The sequence below is a fragment of the Salinarimonas chemoclinalis genome, from assembly GCF_041514305.1.
Classification (GTDB): domain Bacteria; phylum Pseudomonadota; class Alphaproteobacteria; order Rhizobiales; family Beijerinckiaceae; genus Salinarimonas; species Salinarimonas chemoclinalis.
In genome coordinates, this window is the sequence record NZ_JBGMWH010000010.1 from 1 (window position 1) to 14,842 (window position 14,842).

At 72.6% G+C, this 14,842-nt stretch carries 10 protein-coding genes; 7 read left to right on the plus strand and 3 right to left on the minus strand.

What is annotated here, in order from left to right:
• Both AB9M23_RS15330 and argS read right to left on the minus strand, forming a co-directional pair.
• Positions 1 to 1,198, minus strand: a 1,198-nt coding sequence (locus tag AB9M23_RS15330) for a hypothetical protein (protein WP_372425435.1), incomplete at its 3' end; no start/stop codon positions are given.
• Between the two features lie 48 nt (positions 1,199 to 1,246).
• Positions 1,247 to 3,007 (minus strand): arginine--tRNA ligase, encoded by a 1,761-nt coding sequence (gene argS / locus AB9M23_RS15335; RefSeq protein ID WP_372425436.1) that lies wholly within the window; start codon positions 3,005 to 3,007, stop codon positions 1,247 to 1,249.
• Between the two features lie 387 nt (positions 3,008 to 3,394).
• On the opposite strand from argS, the gene glyS reads away from it, so the two are divergent.
• The 3 genes from glyS (at position 3,395) to ppdK (ending at position 9,764) form a co-directional block, all read left to right on the plus strand.
• Entirely contained in the window at positions 3,395 to 5,476 is a 2,082-nt protein-coding gene (gene glyS, locus AB9M23_RS15340; RefSeq protein ID WP_372425437.1) for a glycine--tRNA ligase subunit beta, read from the plus strand.
• 176 nt (positions 5,477 to 5,652) lie between these two features.
• On the plus strand, positions 5,653 to 6,966 hold the full coding sequence (locus tag AB9M23_RS15345; RefSeq protein WP_372425438.1) for a hypothetical protein: 1,314 nt from the start codon (positions 5,653 to 5,655) through the stop codon (positions 6,964 to 6,966).
• A gap of 119 nt (positions 6,967 to 7,085) precedes the next feature.
• Positions 7,086 to 9,764 carry a pyruvate, phosphate dikinase gene (gene ppdK, locus AB9M23_RS15350; protein ID WP_372425439.1) on the plus strand — a complete coding sequence of 893 codons (2,679 nt, stop codon included), beginning with the start codon at positions 7,086 to 7,088 and terminating at the stop codon, positions 9,762 to 9,764.
• Between the two features lie 134 nt (positions 9,765 to 9,898).
• Here the strand turns inward: ppdK and AB9M23_RS15355 are convergent, their stop codons facing one another.
• Positions 9,899 to 10,984: an ATP-grasp domain-containing protein gene (locus AB9M23_RS15355; protein WP_372425440.1), complete on the minus strand. Its 1,086-nt coding sequence runs from the start codon at positions 10,982 to 10,984 to the stop codon at positions 9,899 to 9,901.
• 346 nt (positions 10,985 to 11,330) lie between these two features.
• On the opposite strand from AB9M23_RS15355, the gene AB9M23_RS15360 reads away from it, so the two are divergent.
• From AB9M23_RS15360 to AB9M23_RS15375, 4 genes are all read left to right on the plus strand, one after another.
• Positions 11,331 to 11,918, plus strand: coding sequence for a TerD family protein (locus tag AB9M23_RS15360; RefSeq protein ID WP_372425441.1), 588 nt, complete (start codon positions 11,331 to 11,333; stop codon positions 11,916 to 11,918).
• A 41-nt stretch (positions 11,919 to 11,959) separates the two neighbouring features.
• Positions 11,960 to 13,237, plus strand: a complete 1,278-nt coding sequence (locus tag AB9M23_RS15365) for a TerD family protein (RefSeq protein ID WP_372425442.1) — start codon at positions 11,960 to 11,962, stop codon at positions 13,235 to 13,237.
• A gap of 111 nt (positions 13,238 to 13,348) precedes the next feature.
• Positions 13,349 to 13,801 carry a tellurite resistance TerB family protein gene (locus AB9M23_RS15370; RefSeq protein WP_372425443.1) on the plus strand — a complete coding sequence of 151 codons (453 nt, stop codon included), beginning with the start codon at positions 13,349 to 13,351 and terminating at the stop codon, positions 13,799 to 13,801.
• Positions 13,802 to 13,844: 43 nt separating this feature from the next.
• Positions 13,845 to 14,828, plus strand: a complete 984-nt coding sequence (locus AB9M23_RS15375) for a calcium/sodium antiporter (RefSeq protein ID WP_372425444.1) — start codon at positions 13,845 to 13,847, stop codon at positions 14,826 to 14,828.
• Positions 14,829 to 14,842: the final 14 nt, after the last annotated feature.

The window sequence follows — 14,842 nt, forward strand, 5'->3', positions numbered from 1 at the left end:
CGTCCGCCGCCGGGAGCTGCGCCGACGGCAGGTCGTCCGCGGCGGGCGCCGGGAGATCGTCGGGGGCGGGCTGGGCGATCGGCTCGAGCGGCGCGAGGGCCGCGACGTCCTGCTGCGCGGGCTGCTGGGCGGCGGGAACTCCGGCCGCCGCCGGCGTCGCCGGCTGGAGGCCGGCCGGGGCCACGATCGTGCCGTCCGGGCGCACCGTCACCGTGCGCACGCGCCGCGGCTCGCCCAGCGCCGCCACCGCGGGCGAGCTGACGAGCGGCGGCTGCAGGCCGGCGTCGAGGCCGGCGAGGCCGTCCTCGCCGAGCGCCTGCGCGATCGGGTCGTCCGCGCCCGGTGCCGGCGCGGGCGCCGCGCCCGGCTGCGGCAGCACGACGCGCGGGGCGTCGGTACCGGGCTGACGCCCGAGCCCGGCGATGTCGACCGGCTGCTCCTCGCGATCGACGACGCGGGCCTCGCCGCTGTCGGCGCCCAGCAGCGCCGTGTCCTGGTTGGGTATCTCGACGCCGCCCGGGTCCGCCGGCGCCACGCGGGCGGGCTCGCTGTCGGCGGCGATGAGCGGCGGGTCGGCCGGCGCCTGGTCGACGGAGCCGGCGAACCACAAGGCCGTGCCGACGCCGATCGCGGCGACGACGATCAGCGCGCCGGCGGTCACCATGCTCTTGCGGCCGGCGCCGCGTCGCCGCGGCTCATCCTCGTCGAGCTCGTCGTCGTAGGCGCCGCCGGCCCAGTCGGCGGCGTCGTCGTGCGCGGGGCCGTCCGCCGCGTAGGGCTCGTCCCACGTGCCGGCGTCGTCCCAGGCCTCGTCGTGTGCCTCGTCGTGTGCCTCGTCGTGGGCCGGGTCCTCGAAGCCCCGATCGTCGTAGCGCGGATCCCCTCGGCGCGGATCGTCGACGGAGAAGCCCTGCGCCGCGTAGGCCGCGCGCGGGTCCTCGACGTCGGCCCCGCGCGGGGGCGGCTGCGGCGCGGGCGGAGCCCGCCGCGCCCCGGCACGCGCCGCGTCCTCGTCGAGCATCGCGCCGAACGGGTCGTCCTGGCCGACGATGCGGGCGAGCTCCGCCAGCGGGTCGGCCTTCGGCGCGGGCGCCTGGCCGTGGAGCGCACCCGCCCGCGGGTCCCCGCCGGTCTGCCTCAGCTGGCGCTCGATCTCGTCGAGATCGATGGAGAGCCGCCGTTTCGCGTTGTCGCTCATCGCGCCGATATCCTCAGCCTCGCACGCCTCGCGGCGGACGCGACGCGCTCAGCGCATCTCGTCCGGGGCCGCGACGCCCAGTATGGAAAGTCCGGAGGCGATCACGCAACGCACGGCGTGCGCCAGCGCGAGCCGCGCCTCGGTGGACTTTCGGTCGGCTTGATTAACAAACCGTAATTGCGGCAAGTCTTTGCCCTTGCTCCATAATTGATGCAGCGCGGCGGCGAGGTCGTAGAGGTAGAACGCCACCCGGTGCGGCTCGTGGGCCGTCGCCGCCTGCTCGATCGTGCGCGGGAAGAGCGCGATCCGCCGCAGGAGGTCGAGTTCCGCCTCGTCCGAGAGGAGCGCGAGATCGGCCCCCGCCAGCGCCTGCGGCCCGAAATCGACGCCCGGCATCTGCTCCGCCGCCTGGCGGAAGATAGAGGCGCAGCGCGCGTGCGCGTACTGCACGTAGAAGACCGGGTTGTCCTTCGACTGCTCGACCACCTTGGCGAGGTCGAAGTCGAGCGACGCGTCGTTCTTGCGCATCAGCATCATGAAGCGCACGGCGTCGCGGCCGACCTCGTCCACCACCTCACGCAACGTCACGAAGTCGCCGGAGCGCTTGGACATCTTCACCGGCTCGCCGGCGCGAAGGAGCTTCACCAGCTGGCAGAGCTTGACGTCGAGCGCCCCCTCCCCGCCGGTGACGGCGGCCACCGCCGCCTTCATGCGCTTGACGTAGCCACCGTGGTCGGCGCCCCAGACGTCGATCATCTCCTTGAAGCCGCGCAGGTACTTCGAGCGGTGATAGGCGATGTCGGCGGCGAAGTAGGTGTAGGAGCCGTCGGACTTGAGCAGCGCGCGGTCCGTGTCGTCCCCGAAGCGCGTGGCCCGGAACAGGGTCTGCTCGCGGTCCTCCCACTCCTCGTCCTTGGCGCCCTTGGGCGGCTCGAGCCGGCCTTCGTAGATCAGGTCGCGCGCCCGCAGGTCCGCGATCGCCGAGTCGATCTCGTCGACGTCGCCCACCGAGAGCGCGCGCTCGGAGAAGAACACGTCGTGCCGGATGTCGAGGGCCGCGAGGTCGGCGCGGATCATCGCCATCATCTGGTCGATGGCCGTGTCGCGCACCACCGGGAGCCAGGTCTCCTCGTCCTGCTCGAGCAGGCCCGGCCCGTGGATTTCGGCGAGCGCCTGCCCGACGGGGACGAGGTAGTCGCCCGGGTAGAGCCCCTCGGGGATGGTGCCGATGTCCTCGCCGAGCGCCTCGCGGTAGCGCAGGTAGGCGGAGCGGGCGAGCACGTCGACCTGCGCGCCGGCGTCGTTGATGTAGTACTCGCGCGTCACGTCGCGCCCGACGAAGGCGAGCAGGTTGGCGAGCGCGTCCCCGAACACCGCGCCGCGGCCGTGGCCGACGTGGAGCGGGCCCGTCGGGTTCGCCGAGACGTATTCGACGTTGACCTTCGCGCCCTCCGGCGCGCCGCCGCGCGCGTAGCCGGTGCCGGCGCGCACCGCCGCGCGCAGGACGTCGTGCAGCACGGACGGGGCGAGCCGCAGGTTGATGAAGCCCGGCCCGGCGATCTCGACCGCCTCGATGCGCGGGTCCCCGCGCAGGTCGGCGGCGATCGCCTCGGCGAGGTCGCGCGGCTTCGTGCCGGCGTCCTTGGCCAGCACCATCGCGGCGTTGGTGGCGAGGTCGCCGTGGGCGGGATCGCGCGGCGGCTCGACGACGGCGCGGGCGTGGTCGAGCCCCGCCGGGAGCGCGCCGGCCTCCACGAGCCGGGCGAGCGCCTCGGCCACGCGGGCCTCGAAGAGGGCGAAGAGGTTCATGTGGGACCCGTCCGTTCGGCGCCGGCGGGCCGGCCGGCGCGGGATCGTTCTCGTGCGCGGGGTTTAGGACGGAACGCGGCGGGGGGGAAGGGGGTGGGGGGAAGCGCGCCCTTCGCGGCCTCGCGACGCCGTCACCCGCCGGACCGTCGAGCACGACGGCCAGCAGCACGCACGACGCTCTCCCCTCTCCCTCGTGGAGAGGAGAGTTCCGTCGCGGCCGTCGTCGCGGTCGCGCCCGTTCTGCGGCGCGGCTCCACCTTCGAGACCTCCCGCCCGCCCTCCCGCCCCCCTGCCCCGAGCCCACGGGGCTTGCGTCTCGCCCCGCGCCCCTCTATCCGCGACGGGTCCCTCGCACGCCCCCGAGGCTCCGCTTCCAAGGCCCCGTCCATGCCCGATCTCCTGCTCGAGCTCTTCTCCGAGGAAATCCCCGCGCGCATGCAGCGCAAGGCGGCGGACGATCTGCGTCGGCTCGTCACCGACGCGCTCGTCGAGGGCGGCTTCCTCTACGAGGGCGCGAAGGCGTTCCACGGCCCGCGGCGGATCGCGCTGCACGTGGCGGGCCTGCCGGCCAAGGGGCAGGACGTGCGCGAGGAGCGCAAGGGCCCGCGCGTCGGGGCGCCGGAGAAGGCGCTCGACGGCTTCCTGAAGAGCGCCGGCCTCGCCTCCATCGACGAGGCCAAGGTCGAGAGCGACCCCAAGAAGGGCGACTTCTACGTCGCCGTGATCGAGCGCCCCGGGCGCCCGACGCCGGACGTGCTGGCCGAGATCCTGCCCGACATCGTGCGCAGGTTCCCCTGGCCCAAGGCCATGCGCTGGGGCGCGGCCTCCGCCGAGCCCGGCGCGCTCACCTGGATCCGCCCCTTGCGCGCCATCGTGTGCACCTTCGGGCCGGAGACCGAGGAGCCGGAGGTGGTGCGCTTCCGGGTCGGCGACATCGAGAGCGGCAACGTCACCTTCGGCCACCGCTTCCATGCGCCGGACGCCATCCGCGTGCGCCGGCTCGACGACTGGGCGTCGAAGCTCGCCAAGGCCAAGGTCCGCGTCGACGCCGACGAGCGCAAGGACGTCATCCTCCACGACGCCCGCGACCTCGCCTTCGCGCGCGGCCTCGCGCTCGTCGAGGACGAGGCGCTGCTCGAGGAGGTGGCGGGGCTCGTCGAGTGGCCGGTGGTGATGCTCGGGTCCTTCGAGGAGCGCTTCCTCGACATTCCGGCGGACGCCATCCGCGCGACGATCCGCGCCAATCAGAAGTGCTTCGTGCTGCGCGACCGGGAGACCGGCGCGCTCGCCCCCGCCTTCGTCCTCGTCGCCAACCTGGAGGCGACGGACGGCGGCGCAGCCATCGTCGCGGGCAACGAGCGCGTCGTGCGCGCGCGGCTGTCGGACGCGAAGTTCTTCTTCGAGACGGACGAGGCGACGCCGCTCGAGGCACGGCTGCCGAAGCTCGAGACGATCGTCTTCCACGAGAAGCTCGGCACCGTGGCCGAGCGGGTGGCGCGCGTCGCGGCGCTCGCCGAGATGCTCGCACCGCTCGTCGGCGCCGATCCCGCGCTGGCGACGCGGGCGGCGCAGCTCTCCAAGGCCGATCTCGTCACCGAGATGGTGGGCGAGTTCCCCGAGCTGCAGGGCCTGATGGGCCGCACCTACGCCGCCCTCCAGGGCGAGGACGAGGCCGTCGCCGCCGCGCTCGAGGAGCACTACAAGCCGCTCGGCCCCTCCGACCGGGTGCCGAATGCGCCGGTGTCGGTGGCGGTGGCGCTCGCCGACAAGCTCGACCTGCTCGCGGGGTTCTGGGCGATCGACGAGAAGCCGACCGGCTCGCGCGACCCGTTCGGGCTGCGGCGGGCGGCTCTGGGGGTCGTGCGGATCGTGCTGGAGAATGGGCTGCGGTTGCCGCTCGCCTCCGTCCTTCCGTCCCTCGCGCCCGGTGTCCACGCCGACCTCCTCGCGTTCTTCGCAGACCGCCTCAAGGTCCACCTCCGCGAGGAGGGCCTGCGCCACGATCTCATCGACGCCGTCTTCGCCCTCCCCGGCCAGGACGACCTGCTGATGATCGTCGAGCGGGTGAAGGCGCTCGACGCCTTCCTGAAGACCGACGACGGCGCGAACCTGCTCGCCGGGCACCGGCGCGCGGCCAACATCCTGCGCATCGAGGAGAAGAAGGACGGCGTCTCCTACGACGCGGCGCCGGACGCGGCTCTCGTCGCCGCCCGCGGCGAGCCCGCGGAGCAGGCGCTGCTGGCCGCGCTCGCGGGCGCGGAGGCGGAGGCGTCCGCGGCGGTGGCGGGGGAGGACTTCGCCGGCGCCATGCGCGCGCTCTCGCGCCTGCGCGCGCCGGTGGACGCGTTCTTCGAGCACGTGACGGTCAACGCGGACGACCCGGAGCTGCGTGCCAACCGCCTGCGCCTCCTCGCCGGCCTGCGGCGCGCGACGCTGGCAGTGGCGGATTTTTCGCAGATCCAGGGCTAATGCACATAACTTTGACTCATCGTCGATGCATCCATTCGCATCATGTCCCCACGGTCGAATCGCGGAGGTTAACTAAATTCCTCTCGGGCATGAGGAATCCCGCCTTCCCCCGGATGAAACGACTAGGGATCGGCGGTATATTCCAGCTGTCGTAGTACGCCCGCGGGAATGCGCACGTGTCGAGCTCGGGTATCCAGCACCCGCCCTACATCCCGCCTGTGGATCCGAAGGACCCGCAGTCGCTCGACAACGCCTCCCGCGACTTCCTCGACGTGCTGCAGGCCGACCGGCGGCTCGCCGTGGCGCGCGAGCGCGAGCGCGACCAGGGGCGCAACCGCCGCGGCCCGCAGACACCCGGCGACGACCGCAAGCCCGGCCCCGCCCTCGTCCTTCCCGGCCCCGCCGCGCCCGCCACCGACGGCGAGCCGCAGCGCCCGCCGGCGGGCCCGCTCGTGGCGCAGCCGCGGCCGCAGGGCGAGCCCGCCCTCGTGCGCAACCAGAACCAGTCCCGCGGCGGCATCGTCGGCGAGACGCCCGGTCGCCTGCCCACCGGCGCCCCCCAGCAGCCGCCCGGCACCGGCATGGCGCGCGGGCCGCAGGCGGGCGCGGGCGGCGCGCCGATGCCGCAATCTCCCCTCGCGCAATCGCCGCTCGGCCTCGGCGACGGCGCTGCCCTCGCGGTGGTCGACGCGCGCACCCTCGCCCTCCTCGCCAACGGCGGCGTGGGCGCGCCGCAGACGACCGGCCGCCTCGTCGGGCCGATCAACGGCGCCGCCGGCGCGGCCCGCGGCGCGGGCGAGACCGCGGGCGGGTCCCTCGTCGGGGCGGCCCAGCGCGCCGGGCTCGGGCTCACCCGCGCCGCCGCCGCGACGCTGTCGGCGGTGACGCCCACCGAGGTGCGCGAGCGCATCCAGCTGTGGATGGCGACCGGCGTGCTCGACACCTCGCCCTTCCGCTTCCCGCCCTTCGAGCCGCTGGCGCAGCCCGAGCCCGCCTCGGCGCGGGGCGGCACGACCCGCGGCGCGCCGGTCTCCCCGCTCGCCCGGACGGTGAGCGGCAAGGCTGCGGCGTCGGCGGACCTCACGCCGGCCAACGACGGCCCCGGCCCTTGGAACCGGCTCGCGGCGAACGACGGCCTCGCCACCTTCGGCCAGGCGATGATGCAGGACATGGCCCGCCGCGGCGGCGGCGGCGGCGCTGGCCAGCCGCAGGCGCCGGGCCAGCCGCAGAGCCAGCCCCACCAGCCGGCGCAACCCGCGCCCGTCGCGCACGCCCCCGCCGCGTCCCCCGCCGGGACGCCGGCGGCACAGCAGGCGTCCCTCTTCGGCGGCCGCGGCGGCGAGCCCGGCCGCCCCGGCGCGCCCGGGCGAGGCGGCCCGAGCCGGCCCTTCGACTTCGCCGCGGCGGAGGCCGAGGAGCGCGCCCGGCGCGAGGACGGCGGCGTGCCCACGCGCCTCGACGTGCCCGGGCTCGGCATCCCGCGCGTGTGACCCGCGCCGTTCCATCCCCGTGACGCGCATCCCGGCTGCGCACGCTCCCGGTTTGGCAAATCCGCCGCGGGGGGCTATGCCATGGGCGCGTTTTTCCAATCACGCGATCGAGGTGGACGATGACGAAATGGGTCTACACCTTCGGCGACGGCAAGGCCGAGGGCGAGGCGGCGATGCGCGACCTGCTCGGCGGCAAGGGCGCCAACCTCGCCGAGATGTCGAACCTGGGGCTCCCGGTTCCGCCCGGCTTCACCATCACCACCGGCGTGTGCACCTATTTCTACGACCACGACCGCACCTATCCGCCCGAGCTCGAGGGCGCCGTGAACGCGGCGCTCGCCGAGGTCGGCCGCATCGCGGGGCGCGCCTTCGGAGACGCCAGGACTCCGCTGCTCGTCTCCGTGCGCTCGGGCGCGCGCGCCTCGATGCCCGGCATGATGGACACCGTGCTCAATCTCGGATTGAACGACGCGACCGTGGATGCGCTGGCCGAGGACGCCGGCGACGCGCGCTTCGCCTACGACAGCTACCGCCGCTTCATCACCATGTATTCCAACGTGGTGCTCGGCCTCGAGCACCACGACTTCGAGGACGCGCTCGAGAGCTACAAGGAGCGCAAGGGTTACGAGCTCGACACGGACCTCTCGGCGGACGACTGGAAGAGCCTGATCGAGCGCTTCAAGGCGATCGTCCAGGAGAAGCTGGGCCATCCCTTCCCGCAGGACCCGCGCGACCAGCTCTGGGGCGCCGTCGGCGCCGTGTTCGGCTCCTGGATGAATCCGCGCGCGAAGAAGTACCGCGAGCTCCACGCCATCCCCGCCTCCTGGGGCACGGCGGTGAACGTCCAGGCCATGGTCTTCGGCAACATGGGCGACACCTCGGCCACGGGCGTCGCCTTCACGCGCAACCCGTCCACCGGCGAGAAGCGCCTCTACGGCGAGTTCCTGGTCAACGCCCAGGGCGAGGACGTGGTCGCCGGCATCCGCACGCCGCAGGACATCACCGAGGTGGCGCGCCTGGAGTCCGGCGCCGACAAGCCGTCGATGGAGACGGTGATGCCGCAGGCCTATGCCGAACTCGTCGCGATCTGCGATCGGCTGGAGGCGCATTACCGCGACATGCAGGATCTCGAGTTCACCATCGAGAAGAACAAGCTCTGGATGCTCCAGACGCGCAACGGCAAGCGCACCGCCCGCGCCGCGCTGAAGATCGCCTGCGACCTCGTCGAGGAGGGCGTGATCGGCGAAGAGGAGGCGATCGGCCGCGTCGAGCCCCAGGCGCTCGACCAGCTGCTGCACCCGACGATCGACCCCAAGGCCGAGCGCGACCTGCTCGCGTCCGGCCTGCCGGCCTCGCCCGGCGCGGCCTCGGGAGAGATCGTGTTCACCTCCGAGGCGGCCGAGGCGGTCAAGAAGGCCGGGCGCAAGTGCATCCTCGTGCGCGTCGAGACCTCTCCGGAGGACATCCACGGCATGCACGCGGCCGAGGCGATCCTCACCACCCGCGGCGGCATGACCTCGCACGCGGCGGTCGTGGCCCGCGGCATGGGCAAGCCCTGCGTCTCCGGCGCTGGGTCCATCCGCGTCGACGCCAAGGCGAAGACGCTCACCGTCGCCGGCCGCACGTTGACCGAGGGCGACGTCGTCACCGTCGACGGCGGCGCGGGCCAGGTGCTCGTCGGCGAGGTGGCGATGCTCCAGCCCGAGCTGTCGGGGGACTTCGCCAAGCTGATGCAGTGGGCCGACGGCGTGCGCCGCCTCAGGGTGCGCGCCAACGCCGAGACGCCGCTCGACGCCCGCACCGCGCGCAACTTCGGCGCGGAGGGCATCGGCCTGTGCCGCACCGAGCACATGTTCTTCGAGGGCGACCGCATCGTCGCGGTGCGCGAGATGATCCTCGCCGACGACGCGGAGGGGCGGCGCGCGGCGCTGGCCAAGCTCCTGCCGATGCAGCGGGCGGACTTCGTCGAGCTGTTCTCGATCATGAAGGGCCTGCCGGTCACGATCCGCCTGCTCGATCCGCCGCTGCACGAGTTCCTGCCCCACACGGACGAGGAGCTCGCGGAGGTGGCGAAGTCCATCGGCGCCTCCCCGGAGAAGCTCAAGCGCCGCGCCGCCGAGCTCTCCGAGGCGAACCCGATGCTCGGCTTCCGCGGCGTGCGCCTCGCGGTGGCCTATCCCGAGATCGCCGAGATGCAGGCGCGCGCCATCTTCGAGGCGGCGGTCAAGGCGGCGAAGGACACCGGCGCGCCGGTCACCCCCGAGGTGATGGTGCCGCTCGTGATGACGAAGCCCGAACTCGACCTCGTCAAGGCCCGCATCGACGCCATGGCCGCGGCCGTGATGGAGGAGACCGGCGCGACGTTCGCGTACCAGGTCGGCACCATGATCGAGCTGCCCCGCGCCGCGCTGCGTGCGGGCGAGATCGCCGAGGCGGCGGAGTTCTTCTCCTTCGGGACGAACGACCTCACGCAGACCACGCTCGGCATTTCCCGCGACGACGCGGCGTCCTTCCTCGGGCCCTACGTGCAGAAGGGGCTCATCGAGTTCGACCCCTTCGTGACGCTCGACCAGGAGGGCGTGGGCGAACTCGTGGCCATGGCCGCCGAGCGGGGCCGCAAGACCCGCCCCGACATCAAGCTCGGCATCTGCGGCGAGCACGGCGGCGACCCGGCCTCGATCCGCTTCTGCGAGGGGCTCGGGCTCGACTACGTCTCCTGCTCACCCTACCGCGTCCCCATCGCCCGCCTCGCGGCGGCGCAGGCGGCTCTCGCCGGGGAGGCACGCTCGCTGGCGTGACGTGGGGAGGCGGGCCGGCGGCACCCCACCACCCCTTCCCCTCTCCCGTTCGGGAGAGGGGAGCACGCCGCGGCCGTCACGCACGCGGCGTCCATGCTGGAGATCGCCGGAAACCGCCTGCGAGCACGCCGAACTCAGGCCGCGACCTCCGCCGGTGCGTCCCGCGTCGTCGCGAGCCGCGCGGAGGTCCGCGCGAGCGCCACCGGCTCGTCGACGATGCGCACCGCCCGCGGCTCCGGGCCGCCGAACGCCTCGTGCGCAGGCGCGAGGCCGAGCAGCGTCGCGGTGGCGATCGCGGGCAGGTTGACGCCCGCGGCCGCGGAATAGCCGACGCCGCCGGCGTAGCGGGTGTTGACCTCGAGCAGCTTCGGCACCCCCTCCCCGTCCGCCTTGGTCTGCACGTTGACGAGCCCGTCGAGGCCGAGCGCGGCGACCACGGCCTCGGCCAGGTCGATCTCTGGGCCGCGGGTCGTCACCACCTGGTGGGAGCCGGACTTGCGCCGCGCCGCGGCGGCCACGAGCCGGCCCTCGTCGCAGACGACGTCGACGGAATGCTCGTCCCCCGGCAGGTAGTCCATCACCACGAGCCGTCCGCGCTCGCGCGCGAGCGCCCAGGCGGCGGCGAACACGTCGGGGTGGACGACGCGGCGGTCGGGATCCTCCAGATGGGCGAAGGCGTCCGCCGCCGGGTCGAGCCGCCAGAAGCCGCGGCCGTAGACGCCCGACGCCGGCTTCACGCAGGCCCCGTGCGCGCCCGAGAGCGTGGCGAGCGCGTGGGCGAGGCCGGCGGCGTCGACGACGGCGATCGTCTCGGGAACCGGCAGGCCCGCCGCGCGCATCCGTGCCGCGAACAGGTCCTTGCGCGCGCAGGTCTCGAGCGCCCCGGGCGTCGTCGCCCCGCAGGCGAGGCGGATGCCCGCCGCCCGGAAGTCCTCCCGCGCGGCGGCGAGCGCCGCGCGCTCGCGCATGGCGAGTACGGCGTCGACGCCCGCCGCGCGGGCCTCCGCGAGGAGCCAGGCGGCGTAGGCCGGACCCGCGGCGCGCGGATCGGGGCGCGCCGGCTCGCGCAGGGCGACGTCGGCCCCGTCGAGGATGTCCTCGCGGTCGTCCGCGTGCGAGGCGAGGATGCGCAGGTCCGCGCGGTGGGGCGCGGCGGCGCGCGCGAGCAGGACCACCGCGCGCTGGCTGGCGTGGCCCTGCGTGAACAGGATCGTCTTCATGACGACATGAACCCGTCATCGAGATCGAGCAAGAGCACATGGCCGGCGCGCGGTCGCGCGCAGGCCGATTCGCCGCCGGGCTCGGCGCGTTCGCTCGTCGGAGGGAGTCTCGGCGGGTCGGACGGGATGAAAACACGTGCGTGCGACGCTAATTCGACCCTTCGTCTCGCGCATTGTTTCCAAGCTTTGCGGCTTGACAGCATTCTTTACCGCAACCACTTAACCACGCAAGGGAATTCACCAAGGGAACGTGACGCGCAGATTCGGCGCTCGGCGTCGATACGCGGCACCGCGCACCAAGGGTCCCGCGCAACACCGGTACCGCGCACCACAGGGGAGGCATGCAATGGCGATCTCGTTGTCCAAGGGCCAGACCATCTCGCTCGCGAAGGAGAGCGCCGGTCTCTCCAAGGTGCGCATGGGGCTCGGCTGGGACCCCGTGAAGAAGAAGGGCGGCTTCCTCGCCGGCCTGTTCGGCGGCGGCGGGGGAGAGATCGACCTCGACGCCTCCTGCCTGTTGTTCGACGGGGGCAAGCAGCTCGTCGACATCGTCTGGTTCCGCCAGCTCAAGTCCAACGACGGCGCGATCGTGCATTCCGGCGACAACCTCACCGGCGAGGGCGAGGGCGACGACGAGTCGATCACGGTCGAACTCGAGCGTCTTCCCGCCTCGATCCAGACGCTCGTCTTCACGGTCAACTCCTTCCGCGGCCAGACCTTCGACGAGGTCGAGAACGCCTTCTGCCGCCTCGTCGACGAGCGCGCCGACAAGGAGATCGCCCGTTTCACGCTCACCGACCAGGGCGCACACACCGGCGTCGTCATGGCGGTCGTCAGCCGCGCCTCCGGCGAGTGGACCATGAAGGCGATCGGCGCGCCGGCCAACGGACGGACCGCCCAGGATCTTGCGGGGGCGGCGGCGGCTCATATGTGAGGCGCAGCCGTCGACGCGGCGGAAACGGAGGGGGTGAGACCGTGACGCAGCTCACGAAGGGCGCGAACGCGCCGGTGAACGCCAGCGCACCCGTCGTGCGGGTGCGCTTCGCGCCGTCCGGCGCAGTGCCGGAGATCGACGTCTCCGCCTTCCTCCTGCAGGGGAGCGGCAGGGTCTCGGGCGACGCGGACATGGTGTTCTACGGCCAGCCGGAGGGGCCCGGCGGCGCCGTGCGGTTGACGGCGCAGAACGCCGGCGCCGAAGGCGGGGCCAAGGAGACGACGTTCGCCGTCGTCTTCGGGTCGATGCCCGCGGGCGTCGAGAAGGTCGCCGTGACGGCGACGATCCACGGCGCCGGGCGCGGTGTGTCCTTCTCGCAGGTGGCCTCGCTCGAGGTCGCGGTGCTCGACGGCGGCACGCCGATCGTGACCTACCCGGTCGAGACCGGCGGCATGGTCGAGACGGCGCTCATCCTCGGCGAGCTCTACCTGCGCAATGGGCAGTGGAAGTTCCGCGCAGTGGGTCAGGGCTTCGCCGGCGGGCTGAAGCCGCTCGCGGAGAGCTTCGGCGTCTCGGTCGACGACGAGCCCGAGCCGGCTCCTCCGCCGCCGCCCGCCCCCTCTGCCCGCCCGCCGAGCGTCCCGCGCGTGGGCGCCGCGCCACCGACGCCGCCGCCCGCCCCCGCCCCCGCCGCGGCTCCGATCAACATCTCCAAGGTGACGCTCACCAAGGAGCGCAAGTCGATCGACCTGTCGAAGAAGGCGGCAGGCGGCTACGGCGAGGTGCGCATCAACCTCAACTGGAACCGCGGCCAAGCGGCCCCATCGGGCGGCGGCGGCTTCTTCGGCTTCGGCAAGCCCAAGGGCGTCGACCTCGATCTCGGCTGCCTGTTCGAGCTCGCCGACGGCCGCAAGGGCGCCGTGCAGGCGCTGGGCGACTCGTTCGGCTATTTCGACGGCCCGCCCTGGGTGCAGCTGTCGGGGGACGATCGCACCGGCCAGAGCGCCGACGGCGAGTGGATGCGCATCAACGGCCGGCACTGGGACGAGATCCGCCGCGTGCTGGTCTACGCCTTCATCTACGAAGGCGCGCCGAACTGGGCGGCGACGGACGGCGTCGTCACCGTCTTCGCCCCCGACCAGCCACCCATCGAGGTGCGACTCGACGAGGGGTCCAGCATGGGCATGTGCGCCGTGACGTTGATCGAGAACGTCGGCGGGCAGATGCGTGTGTCGCGCGAGGTCAAGTACTTCCAGAACCACAAGCCGATGGACGAGGCCTACGGCTGGGGCATGCGCTGGACGCGCGGCTCCAAGTGAGTTCCAAGTAGGCGGGCCGAAGCGCGAGTGCGCCGGGGTCGGCGCGCCTCGCCCCGCCGCACCACGGTGTGCGCGGCGGCCCATTCACGAGAAGAGGGAAGGACCAGGACCATGGTGCTCGACTGGCTCAAGACGAACGTCGCGAAGGCCCGCGAGGCGCTGCAGACCGAGGTCTCGCGCTTCAAGAACAAGGAGTTCATGGAGGCCGTCGTGGCGGGCTGCGCCCTCGTGGCGGCCGCGGACGGGGACATCTCCTCGTCCGAGAAGCAGAAGATGATCAAGTACATCGAGAGCTCGGACGAGCTGAAGGTCTTCAAGCTGGAGGAGGTGATCGCCTTCTTCAAGAAGATCACCGACAAGTTCGAGTTCGACGCCGAGATCGGCAAGGCCGAGGCGCTCAAGCACGTGGGCAAGCTGCGCGACAAGCCCGACGCCGCCCGCGTCATGGTCCGCGTGTGCATCGCCATCGGCGCCTCGGACGGCGACTTCGACGACGACGAGAAGGCCATCGTGCGCACCATCGCCCGCGAGCTCTCCCTGGACCCCGCCGATTTCGACCTCTGATCCACCACCAACCCCGTGAACCTCCCGGAGCCCCGCGCCCCCCATGAACGAACTCGGCGATTATCAACTGACGGTCCTGGCCTTCGGCGCCATCGCCTTCGGCCTCTATCTCCTGATCAAGGGAGGCGACTGGACCGTCGACGCCGCCGCGTTCATCGCGGAGCGCGCGGGGCTCTCGAAGCTCTTCATCGGGGCGACGATCGTCGCCTTCGGCACGTCGGCACCGGAGCTGTTCACCTCGGTGAACGCCAACCTCAGCGGGTTTCCAGGCATCTCGCTGGGCAACATCGTCGGCTCGAACATCGCCAACATCCTGCTCATCCTCGGCGCCACCGCCGTGGTGTTCACGATCCAGGGCAAGCCGCGCGAGCTCGTGCGCGACATGGGCATGATGCTGGTCGCCACCGTCATCCTCGTGGCGCTGATGCTCTACGGCATCGTGCCGCGCTGGGCCGGTTTCGGCATGTTCGCCCTGCTGGCCGCCTTCATCGCGTACCAGTACTGGAAGGACACCGGCGTCGCGGACGACGACGTCCACGACGAGGACGCCGACGAGAAGGGCATCGACACACCTCTGAAGGGCATCGGATTCCTGCTCGCCGGCCTCGCCGCGCTCGTCGTCGGCTCGGAGATGCTCGTCGTCGGCGCGGTGGCCGCCGGCAACGCGCTCGGCGTTCCGGAAGCCATCATCGGGCTCACGGTGATCGCGATCGGCACCTCGCTGCCCGAACTGTCGACCTGCCTCGCGGCGGCGCTCAAGCGCCAGACCAACATGATCATCGGCAACATCGTCGGCTCGAACCTGTTCAACATCCTGTCGATCATCGGCATCACGGCGATGATCAAGCCGCTCGTGATCGACGAGACGCTGGTCGATGTCGACATGTGGGTCATGGCCGGCGTCACGTTCGCCTTCGCGGCCTGGATGCTCACGGTCTCGCGCATCGGGCGCGGGATGGGCATCGCCATGCTCGCGGCCTATGCGGGCTTCATCCTCTTGGCCTATCAGGATCTCCTGTTCGCCTGAGGCACGATTTCACG

Bases quoted from the DNA above. Each gene is read 5' to 3' on its own strand.
- AB9M23_RS15355 (WP_372425440.1), bottom strand. From the start codon at position 10,984: ATGAAGACGATCCTGTTCACGCAGGGCCACGCCAGCCAGCGCGCGGTG.
- ppdK (WP_372425439.1), top strand. From the start codon at position 7,086: ATGACGAAATGGGTCTACACCTTCGGCGACGGCAAGGCCGAGGGCGAG.
- glyS (WP_372425437.1), top strand. From the start codon at position 3,395: ATGCCCGATCTCCTGCTCGAGCTCTTCTCCGAGGAAATCCCCGCGCGC.
- argS (WP_372425436.1), bottom strand. From the start codon at position 3,007: ATGAACCTCTTCGCCCTCTTCGAGGCCCGCGTGGCCGAGGCGCTCGCC.
- AB9M23_RS15375 (WP_372425444.1), top strand. From the start codon at position 13,845: ATGAACGAACTCGGCGATTATCAACTGACGGTCCTGGCCTTCGGCGCC.
- AB9M23_RS15360 (WP_372425441.1), top strand. From the start codon at position 11,331: ATGGCGATCTCGTTGTCCAAGGGCCAGACCATCTCGCTCGCGAAGGAG.
- AB9M23_RS15370 (WP_372425443.1), top strand. From the start codon at position 13,349: ATGGTGCTCGACTGGCTCAAGACGAACGTCGCGAAGGCCCGCGAGGCG.